This is a genomic window from Streptomyces sp. NA02950, from assembly GCF_013364155.1.
GTDB lineage: Bacteria > Actinomycetota > Actinomycetes > Streptomycetales > Streptomycetaceae > Streptomyces.
Map to the genome: position 1 here is coordinate 1,313,831 of NZ_CP054916.1, position 24,241 is coordinate 1,338,071.

At 74.5% G+C, this 24,241-nt stretch carries 1 pseudogene (only partly in view); it reads left to right on the plus strand.

The annotated features are described in order from the left end of the window. Window positions 1-24,241: pseudogene (locus HUT19_RS43910) on the plus strand (non-ribosomal peptide synthase/polyketide synthase); its annotated part runs 8,270 nt beyond the window's last position; the annotation flags it as partial.

Sequence of the window (24,241 nt, forward strand, 5' to 3'; positions counted from 1 at the left end):
ATGTCATCCGGTCAGGCAACCGCCGGTTCGGCCACCACCCGTTCAGCCCCCGCCCATTCGGCCACCGCCGACCCGGCCACCACCGATTCGGGCACCATCGACTCGGCCACCGCCGATCCGGCTTCCGCACCCCAGGACGCCCCGGGCCTGCCCCCCGCGGAGTGGAACGCCACCGGCCATGACGTCTCCCGTGCCCCGCTGGACGCCCTCTTCGCCGTGTGGGCGGCGCGCACCCCGGACGCTCCGGCGCTGGTGGCGCAGGACCGGACATGGTCCTTCGGCGAGGTCGAGGAGTGGGCGAACCGACTGGCCCACCAGCTGATCGGACGTGGTGTGGGACCGGAGCGGGTGGTGGCCCTGGTGCTGCCGCGCTCGGCCGAACTGGTCGTGGCCGAGCTGGCGGTGGCGAAGGCCGGAGGCGCGTTCCTCCCGGTGGACCCGGCCCACCCCGAGGGGCGCCGGGCCATGATGCTGGCCGACGCCCGAGCCACCGTGGTGCTGGAGGACCCGGCGGCGATCCGGTCCGTGACCGGCCCGGCCCACGCACCCGGTGACGCGGACCGGCTCGCCCCGCTGCTGCCGGACCATCCGGCGTACGTCATCTACACCTCGGGGTCCACCGGTGTGCCCAAGGGGGTGATGGTGCCCCACAGCGGCCTGGGGAACTTCTCGGCCGCGACCGCCGAACACTACGCCGTACGGCCGGGCGACCGGGTGCTCCAGTTCTCCTCGCCCAGCTTCGACGCCTCGGTGCTGGAGCTGTGCTCCTCGCTGATGGCGGGGGCGGCGCTGGTGGTGCCGCCGGAAGGGCCGCTGCTGGGAACCGAGTTGTCCGCGGTGCTGCGGGACCACGCGGTGACCCACGCCCTGATCCCCCCGGCCGCGCTGGCCACGGTGCCCGCGGAGGAGGTGCGCCGGGGGCTGCCGGACCTGCGCACGCTGATCGTGGGCGCCGAGGCGTGCCCGGCCGGGCTGGTGGATCTGTGGGCGCCGGACCGGCGGCTGGTCAACTCCTACGGTCCGACCGAGGCCACCGTGGTGGCCACCTGGACCGGCGCGCTGCGCGCGGGCTCCGGCACCCCGCCGATCGGCCGTCCGCTGCCCAACACCCGCGTGCACGTCCTGGACGGGACGATGCGGCCGGTGCCGGTCGGCACCACCGGCGAGCTGTACATCAGCGGCTTGGGGGTGGCCCGCGGCTATCTGGACCGGCCAGGGCTCACGGCGGAACGTTTTGTCGCCGCCCCCTCCGGTCCGCCGGGCACCCGGATGTACCGCACCGGCGACCTGGCGCGCTGGACGGCCGACGGGGAGCTGGAGTTCCTCGGCCGGACCGACCACCAGGTCAAGGTGCGCGGTTTCCGTATCGAGCTGGGCGAGGTGGAGGCCGCGCTCGCACGTCATCCGGAGGTGGGGGCCGCCGCCGTCACCGTCCGGGAGGACGAGCCGGGGCACCGGCGGCTGGTGGCGTACGTGGTACCCGCCGGTGGCGGGGCCCCGCCGGGAGCCGCGGAACTGCGGGCCGCGGTGAGCCGGTTGCTGCCCGCCCATATGGTGCCGTCCGCCTATGTCCCGCTGGACGCGTTCCCCCTCACCCCGCACCGCAAGATCGACCGCGCGGCGCTGCCCGCACCGCGCTCCGCCCCGGACGGGGACGCCCGGCACATCGCCCCGCGCACCCCGGCCGAGACCGCCCTCGCCCGGCTCTGGGCCGAGGTGCTCCCGGTGGACACCGTGGGTGTCGAGGACGACTTCCTCGGGCTCGGCGGCGACTCGATCCTGGGGGTCCGGCTGCTGTCCCGGGTCCGGGCGGAGCTGGGCGCGGAACTGACGCTGCGTGAGCTGCTGGACGCCCGGACGGTGGCGCGGCTGGCGCGGGCGCTGCCCACCGAGCCCGTGGCCGCGGACCCGCCGATCCCGCGCGCGCCGCGCGACCGTCCGCTGCCGCTGTCCGCCGCCCAGCGGCGGCTGTGGTTCCTGGACGACCTGACCTCCGGCGGAACCGAGTACAACACCGGGGCCGGGCTGCGGCTGAGCGGCCCGCTGGACACGGAGGCGCTGTGCCGCGCGCTGGACGGGCTGGCCGCCCGCCACGACGCGCTGCGGACCACCTTCGCCACGGTGGACGGACACGGGGTGCAGCGGGTGGCCGGGCGGGGCACCGTACCGCTGGAGCGCGCCGATCTGAGCGGACTGCCCGCCGCCGGGCGGGCCACGGCCGTCGACCGGCTGCTGACCGAGGAGCTGAGCCGCCCCTACGACCTGGAGCGGGGGCCGCTGACCCGGGCGCTGCTGATCCGGCTCGCCGCCGACGACCACATCCTGCTGCTGGCCCAGCACCACATCGTCACCGACGGCTGGTCGGTCGGGGTGCTGGTGCGGGAACTGGCCGCGCTCTACGGGGCGCAGGTGGCGGGGACGGACGCCGGACTGCCGCCGCTGCCCCTCCAGTACCCGGACTACGCCGTGTGGGAGCGGAGTCGTCCGGCCCCGCCGCGGCAGGAGACGGATCTGAAGTACTGGCGGACGAGGCTCGCCGGGATGCAGACGCTGGAGCTGCCCACCGACCGCCCCCGGCCGCCGGTGCGCACCACCGCCGGCGCGGTCCACCGCCATGAACTGCCCGCCGATCTGGTGGCGGACCTGGTACGGCTGGGCCGGGAGCGCGGCACCACGCTGTTCACCCTGCTCGCGGCGGCCGTGTCGGTGCTGTTCGCGCGCTATTCGGGGCAGCGCGACATCTCCTTCGGCACCGTCACCAACGGACGCCACCGCAGAGAACTGGATTCCGTCGCCGGGTTCTTCGTCAACACCCTGGTGCTGCGCGCGGATGTGGACGGGGACACCACGGTCGAGCAGTTCCTCGACACCATGCGCGAAACGGTGCTGGACGCGTTCGCCCACGACGAGCTGCCGTTCGAGCGGGTCGTGGAGGCGCTTGTCCCGCAGCGCGACCCGAGCCGCAATCCGCTGGTGCAGGCGCTGGTCGTCCAGCAGGGCGCGATGGTGCCGACCCGGGAGGCCGGGGCGGTGCGGATCACCGAGCACGCGCTGCCGCGGCCCGCCGCGCGGTTCGATCTGGTGCTGGAGTTCCTGCCGCGGGAGAGCGGTTCGCTGGGGCTGACCGTGGAGTACAACTCCGATCTGTTCGACGCCGGGACGATGGAGCGGATGGCCACCCATCTGCACCGGCTGCTGGGGGCCATGGCGGCGGCTCCGGAAACACCCCTGATCGAGCTCCAGATGCTGACCGACGCCGAGTGGCGCACGATGCTCGATTCCTGGAACGGGCGGGGGCTTCCGGCCCCGGACACCACGCTGCCCGAGCTGTTCGAGGCACAGGCGGCCCGCCGCCCCTCGGCTCCTGCGGTGGCCCACGGGGACGTCCGGCTCACCTACGGCGAGGTGAACCGGCGGGCCAACCGGCTGGCCCGGCTGCTGATCGCCCGGGGTATCGGCCCGGAGGACCTGGTGGCGCTGGCGCTGCCGCGGACCGCCGACCTCGTGGTGGTGCTGCTGGCGGTGCTCAAGGCGGGCGCGGGCTATCTGCCGGTGGACCCCGGTTATCCGGCCCAGCGCATCGCGTTCATGCTGGACGACGCCGCGCCCGCGGTGGCGCTGACCACCGGTGAGGCGGCCGCGTCCCTGCCCCCGGGCGCGGACATCCTGGTCCTGGACGACACCGCGGTCCGCTCCGACCTGGCCGCGCGCCCGGACGGCGACATCACCGACGCCGAGCGGACCCGGCCGCTGGCACCGGCCCACCCCGCCTATGTCATCTACACCTCCGGCTCCACCGGCAGGCCCAAGGGTGTGGTGGTCACCCACCGCAGTGTGGCGGCTCTCGCGGCCTGGGCCGATGCGGAGCTGGGGCGGGGCCGGCTGACCGATGTGGTGGCCTCCACCTCGCTCAACTTCGATGTCTCGGTGTTCGAGATCCTGTGCCCCCTGCTGACCGGGGGCAGTGTGGAGGTGGTCCGCGATCTGCCCGCGCTCATCGATCCGCGGGAGCGGCCGCACACTCCCGGGCTGATCAGCGGGGTGCCGTCGGTGTTCGGCCGGATCCTGGGCGGGGACACGGCGGCCTGGGCGGAGGGAGCGACCGGGACGGTGGCGCTGGCGGGCGAGGCGCTGCCCGCCCAGACCGTACGGGACGTCCGCGACGCCATGCCGTCGTGCCGGATCGCCAACCTGTACGGGCCGACCGAGGCCACGGTGTACGCCACCGCGTGGTTCTGCGACGGCGCGGCTCCCGAGCAGGCCCCGCCGATCGGACGGCCGGTGGCGGACACCCGCGCCTATGTGCTGGATCCGACGCTCCGGCTGGTGCCGCCCGGGGTGACTGGGGAGCTGTACCTCGGCGGGCAGGGGCTGGCGCGCGGCTATCTCAATCGGCCCGCGCTGACCTCCCGGCGCTTCGTGGCGGACCCCTTCGGCGCGCCCGGCAGCCGGATGTACCGCACCGGCGATCTGGTGCGGTGGAACGGCGACGGCCAGCTGGAGTACATGGGCAGGGCCGACGACCAGGTCAAGATCCGTGGTTTCCGTATCGAGCTGGGCGAGGTGGAGACGGCGCTGCTGCGCCACCCCGAGGTGGCCGGGGCCGCCGCCGTCGCCAAGGAGTCCGGCGATGTCAAGCGGCTGATCGCCTATGTGGTGGCCGCGCCGGGGGCCTCCCCGGACCCGGCCGGGCTGCGCCGGTTCCTGCGGCGCGGGCTGCCCGACTACATGGTGCCCGCGACCGTACTGGTGCTGGACCGGATGCCGCTCAACCCCAACGGCAAGCTGGACCGCGGCCGGTTGCCCGACCCGGACTGGAGCGCCACGGCGGCGAGCGGCTATGTGGCACCGCGGACCGCGACCGAGCGGGCCCTCGCGGCGGTGTGGGCGGGGATCCTGCGGGTGCAGCGGGTCGGCGTCGAGGACAACTTCTTCTCCCTCGGTGGCGATTCGATCCTCAGCATCCAGGTCGTCTCCCAGGCGCGGCAGGCCGGGCTCCCGCTCACCTCGCGCGATGTCTACCGCCATCAGACGATCGCCGCGCTCGCGCTGCATCTGGACACCTCCGCCCCGGCCGAGCGGCCCGCCGCCACCGAGGACCAGGAGGCCATCGGGGAGCTTCCGCTGACGCCCATTCAGCGGTGGCTGTTCGAGCACGACCCGGAGCGGGCCGCGCACTTCAACCAGACCGTGTCCGTGGTGCTGGCCGAGGACGTGGACCAGGAGGCGCTGCGCGGCGCCCTGGCGGCGCTCCTGGCCCACCACGACGCGCTGCGCTCCCGCTTCCCGCTGTGCGACGGCGGCCCGGACCGCGGCCACTGGATCGACGGCGGCGGGGCCGGGGAGACACCGCTTCGCGCCGCCGCGGACGGCGCCCGCCACCTCGGCGGCTTCGATCTCGCGGAAGGACCGCCGCTGCGCGCGGTGTTCGAGGAGGGCGCCGGCGGACGGCCGCCGGTGCTCCATCTCACCGCGCACCACGCCGTGGTGGACGGGGTCTCCTGGCGCATCCTGCTGGAGGACCTGGACACCGCCTACCGCGACCTGGCCGCTGGCGGCACGGTCCGGCTGCCCGCGAAGTCGTCCTCGCTGCGCCACTGGGCACTGCGGCTGACCCGGCACGCGGAGGCCGGAGGGTTCGACGACGAGACCGCGTACTGGGCCGGGGTGGCGAAGGACTGCGATCCGGCCCTGCCGACGGACCGTCAGGGCGAGAACACCTACGCCTCGGCCCGCTCGGTCGCCGTCCGGCTCGGCGAGGACGAGACCACCGCCCTGCTCCAGACCCTGCCCGAGGTGTACCGGACGCAGGTCAACGATGTGCTGCTGAGCGCGCTGGCCCGGGTGCTGACCGGGTGGACCGGGCGGACCCGGGTCCCGGTGGACCTGGAGGGCCACGGCCGCGAGGAGCTCTTCGAGGACGTGGATCTCTCCCGTACGGTCGGGTGGTTCACCACCCGCTTCCCGGTGGCGCTGGAACTGCCCGACGGCGACTGGAGCGCCGTCCTCAAGTCGGTCAAGGAGCAGCTGCGGGCGGTGCCCCGGCGCGGTCTGGGCTACGGGGTGCGGCGCCATCTGCTCCGCCCCGAGGGGTTCCCGGACGGACCCACGGCGGGCATCAGCTTCAACTACCTGGGCCGGTTCGAGCTGCCGGGCGGTGCTGAGGGGCAGCGCGAGGGGCTGTTCCGGGCCACCCACCGCGAACTGTCCCTGGACGCCGACCCCGAGAGTCCCCGGCCGCATCCGCTGGAGGTGGTCGGCCGGGTCGAGGGGCGGACCCTGGAGTTCACCTGGTTCTACTCGGCCCATCTGCACCACGAGGAGACCGTGGCCCGGCTGGCGGAGGAGTTCCGCGGGGCGCTGGTGGAGATCGCCCGGCACGGCGGCGAGCCCGGCGCCGGGGGCCGCACCCCGTCCGACTTCCCGCTCGCCACGCTCGACCAGGCCACCGTGGACCGGCTGGTGGGTGACGGCGGTGCGGTGGAGGACGTCTACCCGCTCACGCCCACCCAGGCGGGCATGCTGTTCCACCGGCTGTCCCAGGACGACCGGCGCGTCTACTTCCAGCAGTTGGCTTTCGTACTCGACGGTGTGCCGGCCCCGGAGGCGCTGGCGGCCGCCTGGCAGCAGGTGACCGACCGGACACCGACGTTGCGCAGCCGCGCGGTGTGGGACGGGGTGGCCGAACCGCTCCAGGTGGTGGAGCGCGGGGTTCGGATGCCCGTCAGCCATCTCGACTGGCGGGGACTGACCGAGGACGAACGCCGGGAGGCTCTGCGGGAGTTCCTCGCCGAGGACCGGAAACGCGGTCTGGACCCGGGCACCGCGCCGCTGACGCGGCTGGTGCTCGCCCGGCTGTCGGCCACCGAGGTCCAGGTGGTGTGGACCTTCGACCATCTGATCCTGGACGGCTGGAGCCTGTTCCAGGTGCTGTCGGACGTCTTCCACTGCCATGCGCGGGCGCGGGAGGGCGCCACGGGCACGGCCATGGCCGACGGGCTGCCCAGCCGCCGTCCGTTCCGCGACTACGTGGCCTGGCTGCGGGAGCGCGACGGAGCGCGGGCCGAGAAGCACTGGCGGGCCCGGCTCGCCGGTCTGTCGGAGCCCACCGCGCTGCCCTTCGACCGGGAACCCACCGAGACCCATCACGCGGAGTCCACCGAGGCGGTGCGGGTGACCCTGCCCGCCGGCACCTCCCGGCGGCTGACGGAGCTGGGCCGGGACGAGGGGCTGACGCTGAACACCCTCCTCCAGGGGGCGTGGGCGCTGCTGCTGTCCCGGCAGACCGGCCGCGCGGACGTGGTCTTCGGCACGACGGTTTCCGGGCGTCCGGCCGAACTCCCGGGCGCGCCGGACATGAACGGGCTCTTCATCGCCACCCTGCCGACCCGGGTACGGGTGCCGTCGGGCGCCACCCTGCTCGGCTGGCTGCGGGAGGTGCAGTCGGCGCAGACCGAGGACCGGCGGTTCGACTTCGTACCGCTGCCCCGGCTGCGGTCGTGGACCGGGCTCGCCGAGCGGGTCAGCCTCTTCGACAGCATCGTGGTGTTCGAGAACTACCCCGTGGGCGGTGACCTCGCCGCGGCGCACGGGCTGGCGCTGCGGGAGCTCGACGGTGTCGAGACCACCAACTACCCGCTGAGCCTGGTGGTCTACCCGGGTGAGGAGCTGACACTGCGGCTCGGCTACGACCCGGCGCTGTTCGACCGGGCCACCGTGGAGCGGACGGCGGAGTATCTGTCGGTGCTGCTCGCGAACATGGCGGAGAGCCCGGACCGGGCGCCCGCCCGGCTGTCGATGCTCACCCCCGACCGCCGCCGACAGGTGCTCCAGGAGTGGAACGACACCGCGGTCCCGGTGGCCGAGGGCACCCTGCCCGAGCTGTTCGCCGCGTCGGTCCGGCGGACCCCGGACGCACCGGCGCTGGACGGCGCGGGCGGCCCGGTGACGTACCGGGAGCTGGACATCCGCGCCAACCGGCTGGCCCACCGGCTCATCGGGCTCGGCGTACGGCCCGAGCACCCGGTGGCGGTGCTGATGGACCGTTCGGTGGAGCTGCTCGTGGCGCAGCTGGCCGTCGTCAAGGCGGGCGGGGTGTACGTCCCGCTGGATATCCGGGCCCCCGAGGACCGGTTGCGCACGGTGCTGGCCGAGACGGCGGCGGACGTCCTGCTGACCGACCGCGCCTGGGCGCGCACCGCGGCGGACGTCCCGCACGAGGGACGGACCGTGGTGGTCGCGCCCGGCGACGACGGGGACGGTCCCTGCGATCCGCCGCGCGTGGCGGTCTTCCCCGACTCCGCGGCGTATCTGATGTTCACCTCCGGCTCCACCGGGCGGCCCAAGGGGGTCGCGGTGCGCCACCGCGATGTGGCGGCCCTCGCCGCCGATCGCGCCTTCGCCGGGCACGACCGGGTGCTGGTGCACTCCCCGCAGGCGTTCGACGCCTCCACCTACGAGGTATGGGTGCCGCTGCTGCGCGGCGGCACCGCCGTTCTCGCCCCCGAGGGGGACGTGGACGCGGACACCGTGCGCCGGGCGATCGACACCCACAAGGTGAGCTGTCTGTGGCTGACCGCCGGACTGTTCCGGCTGCTCGCGCAGGACGCGCCGGAATGCCTGCGCGGCGCCCGGGAGGTGTGGACCGGCGGTGACGTGGTGCCCGCCGCGGCGGTGCGCCGGGTGCTGGACGCCTGCCCGGGACTGACGGTCGTCGACGGCTACGGGCCCACCGAGACCACCACCTTCGCCACCCGGCGGGCCTTCCGGGCCGGGGAGGAGCTGCCGCGCGCACTGCCCATCGGCCGACCGCTGGGCAATATGCGGGTCCATGTCCTGGACCCCGCCCTCCAGCCCCAACCGCCGGGCATCCCGGGTGAGTTGTACATCGCGGGCGCGGGACTCGCACGCGGCTACCGGAACCGTCCGGGTGCCACGGCCGAGCGGTATGTGGCCGATCCGTTCGGCCCGCCCGGGTCCCGGATGTACCGCACCGGGGACATCGTGGCGTGGACCGACGACGGTGAACTGGCCTTCGTGGGGCGGGCGGACGATCAGCTGAAGGTCCGGGGCTTCCGGATCGAGCCGGGGGAGATCGAGGCCGCGCTCGTCCGCCACGAGGCCGTGGCGGAGGCGGTGGTGACACTCGCCCGGGACGGGGAGCGCAAGCTGCTGGCCGGCTACGCGGTCCCGGTACGTGGCGGTGCCCTGCCCGGGGCCGAGGAGCTGCGGTCCTTCCTCGGCGCCACACTGCCGGACTACATGGTGCCCGCGGTGTTCACGGCCCTGGACGAGCTGCCGCTCACCGGCAACGGCAAGGTGGACCGGCGGCGGCTGCCCGCACCGGACTGGACGGCGGCGGCCGGCGCCGGACACGTGGCGCCCCGCACCGACGCCGAACGGGCACTCGCGGAGATCTGGGGCGCCCTGCTGGGCCGGGACCGGATCGGGGTCGAGGACAACTTCTTCATGCTGGGCGGGGATTCGATCCTCAGCATCCAGGTGGCCTCCCGCGCCCGGCAGGCCGGGCTGTCGCTGACGCCCCGGGAGCTGTTCCGGCATCCCACGATCGCGGCGCTGGCCACCGTGGCGCGCGCCGGCGCACGGCCCGCGGCCGACACCGGGCCGGTCTCCGGGGAGCTGCCGCTCACCCCGATCCAGCACTGGTTCTTCACCAGCCAGACCGCCCGGCCCGGCCACTTCAACCAGTCCGTGGTGGCCGAACTCGGCGCGTACCCCGACCTCCCCGCGCTGCGCGCCGCGCTGGCGGCGCTGCTGGTCCACCATGACGCGCTGCGGATGCGCTTCGAACGGCGGTCGGACGGCAGCGTACGGCAGTACTGCCCGCCACCGGACCCGGAGGACCCGGTGCCGCTGCGGGAGGTGACGCTGCCGGACCCGGACACGGCGGAGCGGCGGGCCGCGGAGGACGCGGCCATGGCCGAGGCGAACGCCGGATTCGAGCTGGAGCGGGGGCCGCTGCTGGCCGCGCGGCTGCTGCGCGGCACACCCGGCGAGCCACCGGCGCTTTTACTGACGGGGCATCATCTGGTCGTGGACGGGGTGTCCTGGCGGGTGCTGCTGGAGGACCTGGACACCGCCTACCGCCAGGCGCTCCACGGGGAGCCGATCGTCCTCGGCGCGCGGACCACCTCACTGCGGGACTGGTCCCGGCGGCTGGCCGAGCACACCGCCGCGGGCGGCTTCGACGCCGAACTGCCCCACTGGACGGCGGTGGCCTCGGAGTGCGCCACCGGCCTGCCCGTGGACGGCACCGGGGAGAACACGGTGGCGGCCATGGGGTCGGTCACCGTACGGCTGGACCGCGAGCTGACCACCGCACTGCTCCAGGAGGTGCCCGGGGTCTACCGCACCCGGGTCGATGACGTCCTGCTCGCGGCGCTGGGCCGGGTGCTGGCCGACTGGACCGGACGCCGTCGGATCGCCGTCGACCTGGAGGGCCACGGCCGGGAGGAGCATCTGCTCGACGGAGTGGATCTGTCCCGTACCGTCGGCTGGTTCACCACGATGTTCCCGGTGGCCCTGGACCTCCCGGCGGGCGGCTGGGGCGAGACGCTGAAGTCCGTCAAGGAGCAGCTGAGGGCGGTGCCCGCGCGGGGCATCGGCTACGGGGCACTGCGCCATCTCACGCCGGTGCACACCACCCTGCGGGACGCCCCGGAGCCCCGGATCAGCTTCAACTACCTCGGACAGTTCGACTGGTCGGAGCCGGGTGAGGACACCGCGTCCCTGGTGCGCACCGTGCGGGGCGGGCTGGGCGGTGACGCCGCGGCGGAGTCCTCGCGGGCCCATCTGCTCGACGTGGTGGGCCGGGTGGAGCACCGCCGCCTGGAACTCACCTGGTACTACGGCACGGCGACGCACTCCGGGGAGACGGTGGCCCGGCTGGCCCGGGAGATGGTGCGCGCCCTGGAGGAGATCGTCGGCCACTGCGCCGGGCCCGACGCCGGTGGCCGCACCCCGTCGGACTTCCCGCTGGCCCGGCTGGACCAGGCGGCGGTGGACCGGATCGCCGGCGACGGCCGCGAGGTGGCGGATGTCTATCCGCTGACCCCGATGCAGGCGGGCATGCTGTTCCACCACCTCGTGGACCCGGCCTCGGACGCCTATGTCAACCAGGTGCAGCTGACGATGACCGGGGTGAGCGACCCCGGGGCACTGGCCACCGCGTGGCAACGGACCGCGGACGCCAACCCCATCCTGCGCACCCATCTGGTGTGGGCGGACACGCCCGAACCCCTCCAGGTCGTCCGGCGGCGGGCCGCGGTGCGCATCGTCCACCACGACTGGACCGCGCGGCCGGAGCGGTGGCGGGACGCCGAACTGGACCGGCTGCTCGCCGAGGACCGGGCCGAGGGGATCGACCTGGGCACCGCCCCGCTGATGCGGCTGGCCCTGATCCGGCTGTCGACGGACGAGGTCCGGCTGATCTGGACGTTCCACCATGTCCTGCTGGACGGGTGGAGCGCGGCACAGGTCTTCGACGAGATCTGCGAGCGGTACACGGCACTGACCACCGGGCGCGCCGCGGCGGTTCCGGCCCGCCGTCCCTTCCGCGCCTACCTGGGCTGGCTGGCCGAGCAGGACACCGCGGAGGCCGAGCGGTTCTGGCGCGGAACGCTGGCGGGCTTCACCTCGCCGACCGAACTGCCCCGCGACCGGCCCCCGGTGGAGGCGCACCGTACGGCCTCCTCGGGCACCCACCGGGTCACCCTCGGGGCCGAGGAGTCGGCCCGGCTGCGGACCGCCGCCCAGCACAACGGGCTGACGATGAACACCGTGGTGCAGGGGGCGTGGGCGCTGCTGCTGGCGCGCTACAGCGGCACGGACGACGTGGTGTTCGGCACCACGGTCTCCGGGCGTCCGGCGGCGCTGACGGGTGTGGAGTCGATGGTCGGCGTGTTCATCAACACGGTGCCCACCCGGGTGCGGGTGGACGGCCGTACTCCGCTGCCGGTCTGGCTGCGTGAGCTCCAGACGGCCCAGTCGGAATGCCGGCGCTTCGACTTCGTGTCCCTGGCGCAGCTGCGGAGCTGGAGCGATGTGCCCGGGGGGATGAATCTCTTCGACAGCATCGTGGTGTTCGAGAACTATCCCTTCGACAGCGAGGCCATCGCGGAGCACGGTCTGGGCATCCGGCAGGAACGGGACCTCGAACCGACGAACTACGCGCTCAGTGTGGTGGTGGCGCCCGAGGAGCGGCTGTCGATCTCGCTGGACTACGACCCGGCCACGTTCGACGCGCCGACGGTCGAGCGGCTGGGCGCGGGCTTGCGCGGACTGCTGGAGGAGATGGCGGTCGACCCGGCGCGCCGGGTGGCGGAGCTGCCGCCGGCGGATGTGGCGGAGACCCGGCGGATCCTCACTCAGTTCAGCGGCCCCGTCGCCCCGGCGCCGCACGCGGTGCTGCCGGAGCTGTTCCAGGCGCGGGCGGCCCGGACCCCGGACGCGGTGGCCGTACGGGGCGGGCACGGCTCCCGCACCTCGCTCAGCTATCGGGAGCTGAACGAGCGCGCCAACCGGCTGGCCCGGCTGCTGATCGCCGCGGGCGCGGGCCCCGAGCGCTTTGTGGCGCTCGCGCTGCCGCGCACCCCGGATCTGGTGGTGGCGCTGCTGGCGGTGCTGAAGTCCGGGGCCGGATATCTGCCGGTGGACCCGGCGTATCCGGCGGAGCGCATCGCCTTCATGCTCGAGGACATCGCCCCGGACATCGTGCTGACCACCGAGGAGTCGGCGGCGCGGATCCCGGCGGGCAAGGCCGCTCACCTCCTTCTGGATGGCGCGGAGTTCACCGAGCGGATGGCCGGTGAGGACGCCCGCAACCTCACCGACACCGAACGGCGGCACCCGCTGGACCCCGGCCATCCGGCCTATGTCATCCACACCTCGGGGTCGACCGGCACGCCCAAGGGCGTGGTGGTCACCCACGCGAGTGTGGCGGCGCTGGCGGAGTGGGCGGCGGCGGAGTTCGGCGCGCCGGGGCTGTCCCATGTGGTGGCCTCCACCTCGCTCAACTTCGATGTGTCGGTCTTCGAGATGCTGTGCCCGCTGCTGGCCGGTGGCTCCATCGAGATCGTCCGCGACCTGCTCACCCTGGCCGAGCGGACCGGGCCGTGGTCGGCCAGTCTGCTCAGCGCGGTGCCGTCCGCGCTGGGGCAGGTGGTCGGCAAGGGCGCGGTGTCGGTCACCGCCGACACCGTGGTGCTGGCGGGCGAGGGGCTCGCCGCCCGCACCGTCCAGGAGGTGCGCGCGGCCATCCCGGGCTGCCGGGTGGCGAACATCTACGGCCCCACCGAGGCCACCGTCTACGCCACCGCATGGACCTGCGACCCGGCGGACCCCGGCCGGACCCCGCCCATCGGGTCCCCGGTCGCCGCCACCCGGGCGTACGTCCTGGACGCACAACTGCGGCCGGTGCCGGTGGGGGTGCCCGGGGAGCTGTATCTCGCCGGGGCCGGGCTGGCCCGGGGCTACGCCGGGCGGCCGGGGCTGACCGCGGACCGGTTCACCGCCGACCCCTTCGGCCCCGCGGGCGGCCGGATGTACCGCACCGGGGACCTGGTGCGCTGGGACGCCGACGGGCAGCTGGAGTACCTGGGCAGAACCGACGACCAGGTCAAGGTGCGGGGCTTCCGGATCGAGCTGGGCGAGGTCGAGGCCGCGCTGGCGCGCCACCCGGAGGTGGCCGGGGCCGCCGCGGCCGTGGTGGACACCGCGGGCCACAAGCGGCTGGCCGGGTATGTGGTCCCGGCCCCGGGCGCCTCGGTGGATCCGGGCGCGATGCGGGAGTTCCTCGCCCGCAGCCTGCCCGACCACATGGTTCCGGCGGCCGTGGTCCCCCTGGAGCGGCTGCCGCTCGGGCCGAGCGGCAAGCTGGACCGGCGGGCGCTGCCGGCGCCGGACTGGGCCGCCCCGGCGGCGGGACGCCTCGCACCGCGTACCGAGACCGAGAAGGTGCTCGCCGGGATCTGGGCCGAGGTCCTGGGCGTGGCGCGGGTCGGCGTGGAGGACAACTACTTCACGCTCGGCGGCGATTCCATCCTGAGCATCCAGATCGTGTCCTCGGCGCGCCGCGCCGGTATCGAGCTGACACCACGTCATCTCTTTGTCCACCAGACCGTGGCGGCCCTGGCCGCCGCCGCTGAGGGCGCGGTGTCCCCGGCGGCCACCGCCGAACAGGGGCCGGTCCTGGGCGAGGTGCCGCTCACCCCGATCCAGCACTGGCTGTTCGAGAGCCTGGCCGAGAGCCCCTGGCACTTCACCCAGTCGCTCTCCGCGGAGCTGACCTGGTCGGTGGACACCACCGCGCTGGGCGCGGCGCTGGCGGCCCTGCTGGACCACCACGACGCCCTGCGGATGCGGTTCGAGCGCACCGGGGACGGCCGGTGGCGCCAGCACAACGCACCGCCCGGTGAGGAGCCGGTGCTCGAGGTGGTCGACCTGTCCGGCCTCGAGCCCGCGGGTCAGGAGACGGCGCTGCGGGAGACCGCGGCGCGGCTCGAGGCCGGGTTCGACCTGGCCCGGGGGCCGTTGCTGCGGGCGGCCCTGTTCACCCGGGGCGACGGGGAGCGTCCCGTCCTCCTGCTCACCGCCCACCACCTGGTGGTGGACGCCGTCTCGTGGCGCGTTCTGCTGGAGGACCTGGACACCGCGTACCGCGCCCTGGCCGAGGGCCGTACGGCCGAACTCGGGCCGAAGACCACCTCGTTCCGCGAGTGGGCGCTGCGGTTGCGCGACCACACCGCGGCCGGTGGCTTCGCCGCCGAAGAAGACCACTGGGCGGCCGTGGACGGCTGCGCCGACCTGCCCACGGACAGCGAGGGGCCCAATACCGTGGCCTTCGAGGAGTCCGTGGCCGTCCGGCTGGACGCGGACACCACCCGCGCCCTGCTCCAGGACGTACCGGATGTCTACCGGACCCGGATCAACGACGTCCTGCTGTGTGCGCTGGGTCGGGTGCTCGGCCGCTGGACCGGACGGGACCGGGTGCTGGTGGACCTGGAGGCGCACGGCCGCGAGGAGATCTTCGACGGCGTCGATCTCTCCCGTACCGTCGGCTGGTTCACCAGCATGTTCCCCGTCGCGCTGGAGGGCTCGTCGGCGAGCGGGCTCGCGGACACGCTGAAGGCCGTCAAGGAGCGGCTGCGGGCGGTGCCGCGCAACGGGCTGGGCTTCGGCGCGCTGCGCCGTCTGCTGCCCGGCACCGCACCCAACCTCCCGGCCGCGCCGCCGCGGATCAGCTTCAACTACCTGGGGCAGCTGGACTGGAAGCTCCCGGGGGCGGGCCCGGACGGCGGGCTGCTGCACACGCTGCGCGGCGGGCTGGACGGCGGGATGAGCGCGGACGCGCCCCGGCCCCATCTGATCGATGTGGTCGGCCGGGTGACGGCCGGCGAACTGGAGCTGTCCTGGTCGTACGCGCGCAGTCTGCACCAGCGCGCCACGGTGCTGCGGCTCGCCGAGGAGATGGCCGGGGAGCTGCGGGCGATCGTCGCCCTGTGCGCCGCTCCGGGCGCGGGCGGCCGGACACCGTCGGACTTCCCGCTGGCCGCCCTGGACCAGGAGACCGTGGACCGGCTGGCGGGCGACGGGCGGAACGTGGCGGACATCTATCCGCTGACCCCGACCCAGTCCGGGCTGGTCTTCCACGGACTGGCCGAGCAGGGCCAGGGGTTGTACGTGGAGCAGGCGACCTTCGTCCTGGACGGGGTCCGGGACTCCGCCGTACTCGCCGCCGCGTGGCAGCACGTCGTCGACCGCACCCCGGTGCTGCGCAGCGAGGTGGTGGTGCGCGGGGTGCCCGAACCCCTCCAGATCGTGCGGCCCGCCGCGGCCGTGCCGGTCGAGGAACACGACTGGAGCGGGTTGGACGGAGAGGGGCGCGCCGCCGCTCTTGAGCGGCTGCTCGAGGAGGACCGGGCCCGGGGGCTCGACCTCACCGCGGCGCCGCTGCTGCGGGTCGCCCTGGCCCGGCTGTCGCCCACCGAGGTGCGGGTGCTGTGGACGTTCCACCATGTGCTGCTCGACGGGTGGAGCGTCTTCCAGGTGCTGTCGGACGTGTTCGCGGCGCATGCCGCGCTGGCCGAGGGGACGACACCCCGGCTGCCCTCCCGCAGGCCGTTCGCGGACTACGCGGCCTGGCTCGGCCGCCAGGACCGTGCCCGGGCCGAAGAGCACTGGCGGACGGCGATGGCGGGGTTCGCGGCGGCCACTCCCCTGCCCTACGACCGAAAGGCCACGCCGCACACCCCGACCCGCTCCTCGCGCTGGCTCTCGCAGCGGCTCGGTGAGCGGGAGACCACGGCCCTCCAGGACTTCGCGCGGCGCCACCGGCTCACCCTCAACACTGTGGTCCAGGGCGCTTGGGCGCTGCTCGTGTCGCGCTGGAGCGGTGAGACGGACGTGTGCTTCGGGGCCACGGTCTCCGGGCGGCCGACCGAACTGCCCGGCGCCGACAGCATCACCGGCATCTTCATCAACACTCTGCCGGTGCGCACCGAGGTGGACGGCGGCGCCGCCACCGCGGCCTGGCTGCGGACGCTCCAGACCCGGCAGGCGGAGGCGCGCGGGTTCGGCCATGTGCCGCTCTCCCGGATCCAGGGCTGGAGCGGAGTGCCGGGCGGGTCCCCTCTCTTCGAGAGCCTGGTGGTGTTCGAGAACTACCCGATCAACAGCTCGGCGGCGGCGGAACACGGCCTGGCGATCCACGATCTCCACGCCCTGGAGAGCACCAACTACGCGCTGACCGTGGTGGTCTCCCCCGGCACCGAGCTGGCGGTGGAACTCGGCTGGGATCCGCGGCTGTTCGACGAGATCACCGCGGAGCGGCTGGCCGCCCAGCTGACCCAGGTGCTCGGCGCCCTCGCCGCGGCCCCCGACGACCTGCCGCTGGACCGGATCGACATCCTGCCCGCGGAGATGCGCCGGCGGATCCTGACCGAGTGGAACGACACCGCGCGCGAGGCGCCGGCGGCCACCCTGGCCGAGCTGTTCGAGGCGGCGGCGGACCGGTGGCCCGACGCGCCCGCGGTGGTCTCGCCGGACGTCGAGCTGTCCTACGCCGAGCTGGAGCGCCGGGCCAACCGCCTCGCCCACCACCTCATCGGCCAAGGGGTCGGCCCGGGCCGGATCGTGGCCCTGGTCCTGCCCCGCTCGGTGGAGATCGTGGTGGCCCAGCTCGCGGTGGCCAAGGCCGGGGGCGCCTATCTGCCCGTCGACCCCGGCTACCCGCCCGGGCGGATTGCCCTGATGCTCGAGGACGCCGCACCGCTGGTCACCCTGGAGGGTCCGGACGCGGTGGACGTGCCCGACGGACCGGACCACCGCCCCGGCGACACGGACCGGCACCGGCCCGTCGGCCCGGACGACGCGGCGTACGTCATCTACACCTCGGGCTCCACCGGAACCCCCAAGGGTGTGGTGGTCACCCACCGCGGGCTCGGGAGCCTCGCCGCCGCCGAGGCCGAGCACTACCGGGTGGAACCGGGCGACCGGGTGCTCCAGTTCGCCTCGCCCAGCTTCGACGCCTCCGTACTGGAGCTGTGCATGTCGCTGCCCGCCGGGGCCGCGCTGGTGGTGCCCGAGCCCGGTCCGCTGCTGGGCGGGCAGCTGGCCCGGGTGCTGCGGGAGCGGCACGTCACCCACACCCTCATTCCGCCCGCGGCCCTGGCCACCCTGGCTCCGGGCACCGAGGAGGAGCTGCCGGGGCTGCGCACGCTGATCGTCGGAGGGGACGTCTGCGGTACGGAACTGACGGCCCGGTGGGCACCCCGCCACCGCATGATCAACTCCTATGGGCCCACCGAGGCTACCGTGGTCGCCACCTGGTCCGATCCGCTCACCGCCGACGGCACCCCGCCGCCGATCGGACGGCCGGTGCCGAACACCCGCGTCCAGCTGCTCGACCGGCGGCTGCGCCCGGTGCCCCCGGGGGTGCCCGGAGAGCTGTGGATCTCCGGTCCGTCGCTGGCCCGCGGCTATCTGGGCCGTCCGGGGCTGACCGCGGAACGCTTCGTGGCCGACCCATACGGCCCGCCGGGGAGCCGGATGTACCGCACCGGCGATCTGGCCCGTTACGACGCCCGGGGCCGGATCCACCACCTGGGGCGCACCGACCACCAGATCAAACTGCACGGCTACCGCATCGAGGCCGGTGAGGTGGAGACCGCGCTCTGCGGCCATCCGGAGGTGGCGGAGGCGGTGGTGACGGTCCGGGAGGACGAGCCCGGGGTGCGCCGTCTGGTGGCCCATGTGGTCCCCGCGGCCGGTGCCACCGCCCCGGACGGTGCCGAACTGCGCGCCCTGCTGGGCCGGACACTGCCCGATCACATGGTTCCGTCGGCCTTCGCCGTACTGGACCGGCTACCGCTCACGGAGAACGGCAAGACCGACCGCGCGGCCCTGCCCGCGCCCGCCCCCGCCACCGCACCGGCCGCCCGCCACGTCCCGCCGCGCACCCCCACCGAGGAGGTCCTCGCGGAGCTCTGGTCGGAGGTGCTGGGGGTGGCACGGGTCGGCACGGAGGACGAGTTCTTCGCACTGGGCGGTGACTCGGTCCGCAGTCTGCTGATCGCCTCCCGGGCGAAGGAGGCGTTCGGTGTCGAGCTGACCCCGCGGGACATCCTGACCGCGCGCACCGTCTCGGGCCTCGCCGACCTGGTCGAGGAGTACATCCTGCGCGAACTCGAAGACGCCGCCGCGAGCGGCGACCACCACGAACGGTAGAGGACACAACAGACGATGACGTCTTCGAGGAAAAGCCGTGCCTCCGCCCTGCCGGAGGAGTTGCAGGAGGCCCTGCGCCGTCGGCTGGCGGGCCGGGCCGGACGCACCGAGACGATCCCCCGCGCGGACCGCACCCGGCCGCTTCCGCTGTCCTTCGCGCAGACGCGCCTGTGGTTCCTGCACACCCTCCAGCCGGACGAGGCGGGGTACAACAGCGCGGTGGCGCTGCGGCTGACCGGCGTCCTGGACCGCCCGGCGCTCTCCCGGGCGCTGGACGCCCTGATGGCGCGGCACGAGGCGCTGCGGACCGTGTTCGAGGACACCGGCGGCCGTCCCACGCAGGTGGTGTGTCCGCCCGCTCCGCTGCCACTGGCGTCGGCGGCCCTCGGCGACACCGAGGACGGTACGGCGGAGCTGGACCGGCTGCTGCTCCAGGAGTACGCGCGCCCGTTCGACCTGCGGACCGGACCCCTGGTGCGGGCGCTGCTGATACGGGTGGCCGACGAGGAACACGTGCTGCTGCTGACGGCCCATCATATCGTCACCGACGGCTGGTCGATGGGGGTGCTCACCGATGAGCTGTGCGCCCTGTACGGCGCCGCGGCCACGCCCGGGGAGCCGGGTCCGCTGCCGCCGGTGCCGGTGCAGTACCCGGACTTCGCGGTGTGGCAGCGGGAGCGGCTGTCCGGGGCGGCGCTGGAGCGTCAGCTCGGCTACTGGACGGAGCGGCTGAAGGACGTCGTGCCGCTGGAGCTGCCCACCGACCGGCCGCGGCCCGGGTTACGCTCCTCGGCGGGCGCGGTGCACACCTTCACCGTGTCCGCGGCCACCACGGCCCGGCTGCGGGAGCTGGCCGCCCGGCGCCGCACCACCCTCTTCAGCGCGCTGGTGGCGGTCTGCCAGGGGCTGTTCGCCCGCTGGTCGGGGCAGGACGACATCGCGATCGGCACCGTCACCTCCGGGCGGAGCCGTACCGAACTGGAGCGCGCCGTCGGCTTCTTCGTCAACACGGTGGTGCTGCGGTCGGCGGTGGACACCGCGCGCTCGTTCCATGAACTCCTCGATGACGCGGCCGCCCTGGTGCTGGACGCCTTCGCCCACGACGAGACGCCGTTCGAGCGGCTGGTGGAGGCGGTGGGCGCGCGTCGGGACGCGGGCCGCAATCCGCTGTTCGACGTGATGGTGCTGCTGCACGGCAACCCCGGGAGCACGCCCCGGCCGGCCGGGCTGACGGCGGAGAGCGTCGATGTCCCCCGCAGGTCCTCGACCTTCGACCTCAGTGTGGAGTTCGTGGCGGACGGGGCGGAGCTGCGCGGCCTGCTGGAGTACAGCACCGAGCTGTTCGACGCGCAGACCGTCGAGCGGATGGCGGGGCATCTGCTGACCCTGCTCGACGGGGTGACGTCCGAGCCGGAGCGTCCTGTGCGGGAGCTGCCGCTGCTGACCGGCGCGGAGCGGCGGCGGATGGCGGAGGCCGGGCGCGGCCCCGTCCGAAGCGTCGGACCGGCCACGTTCCCGGCGCTGTTCGAGGCACAGGCGGCCCGTACCCCGGAGAACACCGCGCTGGTCGCCGGGAACACGGTGCACACCTTCGCGGAGCTGAACGCGGCCGCCAACCGGCTGGCGCACCACCTGATCGCGCGGGGAGTGGGTCCCGAGCGGGTCGTGGGGGTGCGGCTGCCGCGCACCGCCGACATGGTGGTGGCGATCCTGGCCGTGCTCAAGGCCGGCGGCGTCCATCTGCCGCTGGACCCCGAACTCCCGGACGAGCGGCTGGCGTTCCTGGTGTCCGACGCCGAACCGGCGCTGGTGCTCGACGAGGCGGCGCTGCGCTCGGTGCCCGCCACCGCGCCGGTGACCGACCCCACGGACACCGACCGGACCGCGGCCCTGCACCGGGACAACGCGGCCTACGTCATCTACACCTCGGGGTCGACGGGCCGCCCCAAGGGGGTGGCCGTGCCCCACCGGGCGATGGTGAATCTGCTGGTCAACCACCGCCACGGACTGGTGGCCGAGGCCGGTGGCGGACGGCTGCGCGCCGCGCTGACCGCCTCGTTCTCCTTCGACACCTCGCTGGAGGGGCTGCTGCTGATGGCCGACGGCCATGAGCTGCACCTCATCGACGAGGCCACCCGGCTCGACCCGGCCGCCCTGGTCGGCCGGGTCACCGAGCAGCGGATCGACTTCCTGGATCTCACCCCCTCCTATCTGCGGCAGCTCCTTCCGGCCGGGCTGCTCACCGGTGGCCACCACCGCCCCCGGGTGCTGATGCTGGGCGGCGAGGCCGTCGGCCAGACCCTGTGGCGGGAGCTGGCCGGGGCGGACGGCACCACCGCGTACAACTTCTACGGTCCGACCGAGTGCACGGTCGACGCGCTCTCCGCCCGCATCACGGGCGACGGGCGGCCGGTGGTGGGCCGGCCGCTGGGCAATCTGCGCGCCCAGGTGCTGGACGCCCGGCTCCGGCCGGTGCCGGTGGGTGTGGCGGGTGAGCTGTATCTGTCCGGTGAGCAGCTGGCGCGCGGCTATGTGCGCCGCCCCGGGCTGACCGCCGAGCGCTTCGTGGCCGACCCGTACGGCCCGCCGGGGAGCCGGATGTACCGCACCGGCGATCTGGCCCGCTGGACCGCCGACGGGGAGCTGGACTACCTGGGCCGGGTGGACGACCAGGTGAAGATCCGCGGCCATCGCGTCGAACCGGGCGAGATCGAGGCGGCGTTGCTCGATCTGCCGTCCGTCGCCGAGGCGGCCGTCGTCGCGGTGGCCGACGACCGCGGCCACACCCGGCTGGCCGCGTACTACGTCCCCGCCGCCGGTGGTGAGCCCCCGGCCGTCGCCGAACTGCGGGCCGCCCTGGGGCGGACCCTGCCGGGCCATATGGTCCCGGGGGTGTTCACCGCCCTGGACACGATGCCCCTGACCACCAGCGGCAAACTGGACCGGCGGGCACTGCCCGCCCCGCAGGCCGAAGCGGACCGGCGGGAGCACGGCTATGTGCCGCCGCGCACCCCGGTGGAGAAGGAGCTCGCACGGATCTGGGCCGAGGTGCTCGGCGCCGGGCCGGTGGGCGCCACGGACAACTTCTTCGAGCTCGGCGGCGATTCGATCCTCAGCATCCAGACGGTCTCCCGGGCCCGTCAGGCCGGGCTGCGGCTCACCTCGCGGGACATCTTCCTCCACCAGACCGTGGCCGACCTGGCCGCCGCGGTGGCCGAGCGCACCGCGCCCGACACCACCGCAGCGCACCCGGACGACACCGCTTCGGCGCCGCTGACCCCGATCCAGCACTGGTTCTTCGCCACCCACGGCCCGCTGCGCCACTTCACCATGTCGATGGTGGTCGAGCTGCCCCACGACCTGGACGAGAGCGCGCTCACGGCAGCCCTGGAGGCCGTGGCCGCCCATCACCCGGCCCTGCGCACCCGGTTCACCGCCACCGACGGCACGTGGCGGCAGCGGGCCGAGGATGCCCTGGCCGGGCCGTGCCTGCGCCGTCACGACCTGTCGGCACTGAGCGGCGAGGCGGAGCGCGCCGCGGCGGAGGCGGCGGCGGAGGCCGCGCGCGCCGAACTCGACCTGTCCGAGGGTGTGTTGCTGCGGGCCGCGCTGCTGCTGCGCGGGGCGGGAGCCCGGCCGCGGCTGTTCCTCACCGCGCACCATCTGGCCGTGGACAGCGTCTCGTGGCGCATCCTGCTCGGCGATCTGGAGAGCGCCTACCGGCAGGCCGCCGCCGGGGAGCCGGTGCGGCTGGAACCGGCCGGAACCCCCTTCACCCGCTGGGCCCACCGGCTGAACGCCCGGGTGCGCGACGGCGGACTGGACGGCGATCTGGCGTACTGGGAGGGCGTCGGGCGGACCGGCGGCGACCCGCTGCCGGTGGACCTCCCGGGCCGGGCGACCGCGGGCTCCACCCGTACCGTGCGGGTGCGGCTGGACCGGGACACCACCGACGCGCTGCTGCGCCGGGTGCCCGGGGTGTACCGCACCCAGGTCAACGACGTGCTGATGAGCGCGCTCGGACGGGTGCTGGGCGACTGGACGCGCGGCGACCGGGTGCTGGTGGCGATGGAGGGCCACGGCCGGGAGGAGATCGACGACACCGTCGATCTGTCGCGTACCGTCGGCTGGTTCACCACCCAGTACCCGGTGGCGCTCACCCTGCCCGGGCACGACTGGGGCACGGTGCTGAAATCCGTGAAGGAGCAGTTGCGCGCCCTGCCGCACCGGGGGCTCAGCTTCGAGGCGCTGGCCCACCTCAGCGCTCCGGACTCCCCCGCCCGTGCGCTGCGCGACCTGCCGCTGCCCGAGGTGTGCTTCAACTACCACGGGCAGTGGGACTCCACGGGGGACGAGAACGGGTTCACCCTCACCGGCGAGACCCTGGGGCGGGACCTCGCCGCCGATGAGCCGTCCACCTACGCGCTCGATGTGTCCGGGCTGGTGGCCGACGGCGAACTGGAGCTGACCTGGCTCTACTCCGACCGGGTGCACCACGGCTCCACGGTACGGCGGCTGGCCGACGCCATGCTCGGCGCGCTGCGGGAGATCGTGTGGCACTGCGGGCGGCCGGACGCCGGGGGCCGTACCCCCTCGGACTTCCCGCTCGCCCGGCTGGACCAGGCGGGGGTGGACCGGCTGGCCGGTGACGGCCGGGACACCGAGGACATCTACCCGCTGACGCCCCTTCAGGAGGGCATGCTGTTCCACCGGCTGGTCGGCGGCGAGGAGGACGTCTACCTCGACCAGGCCACGCTGATCCTGGAAGGGGTGGCCGATCCGCGGGGGTTCGCCGACGCCTGGCAGGAGACGGTGGACCGCACCCCCGTGCTGCGCGGCGCGGTGGTGTGGCAGGACGTCGAACGGCCGGTGCAGGTCGTCCGCCGGACGGTGACCGTGCCCGTGACCCAGCTGGACTGGCGCGGGCTGCCCGAGGAGCGGCGCGAGGCCGAGCTGGAGCGGGTCCGGGCCGAGGACCTGGCGCGCGGTGTCGAGCTGGGCACCCCGCCGCTGATGCGGCTGACCCTGGCCCGGCTGGCCGGCGACCGGCTGGCGCTGATCTGGACCTCGCACCATCTGGTCCTGGACGGCTGGAGCCTGGCGCAGGTGTTCACCGAGGTGTGCGAACGGTACGCCGCGGCCGCCCGGGGCGGCCGCCCCGTCCTGCCCGCCCGCCGTCCGTTCCGCGACTACCTCCAGTGGCTGGACGGCCAGGACGGCACGGAGGCGCGGGAGCACTGGCGGACGCTGCTGGCGGGGTTCACCGCGCCCACCCCGCTGCCCTGGGACCGCAGGCCCCTCGCATCGCACCGGGCCCGGTCCTCCGCCACCCTGTCGGTGGCGCTCACCCAGGGCGCCTCGGACGAGCTGCGCCGTACCGCGCGGCGCCACGGGCTCACCGTCAACACCCTGGTGCAGGGCGCGTGGGCGCTGCTGCTGTCCCGTTACAGCGGTGAGGAGGACGTGGTCTTCGGCACCACCGTCTCGGGCCGCCCGG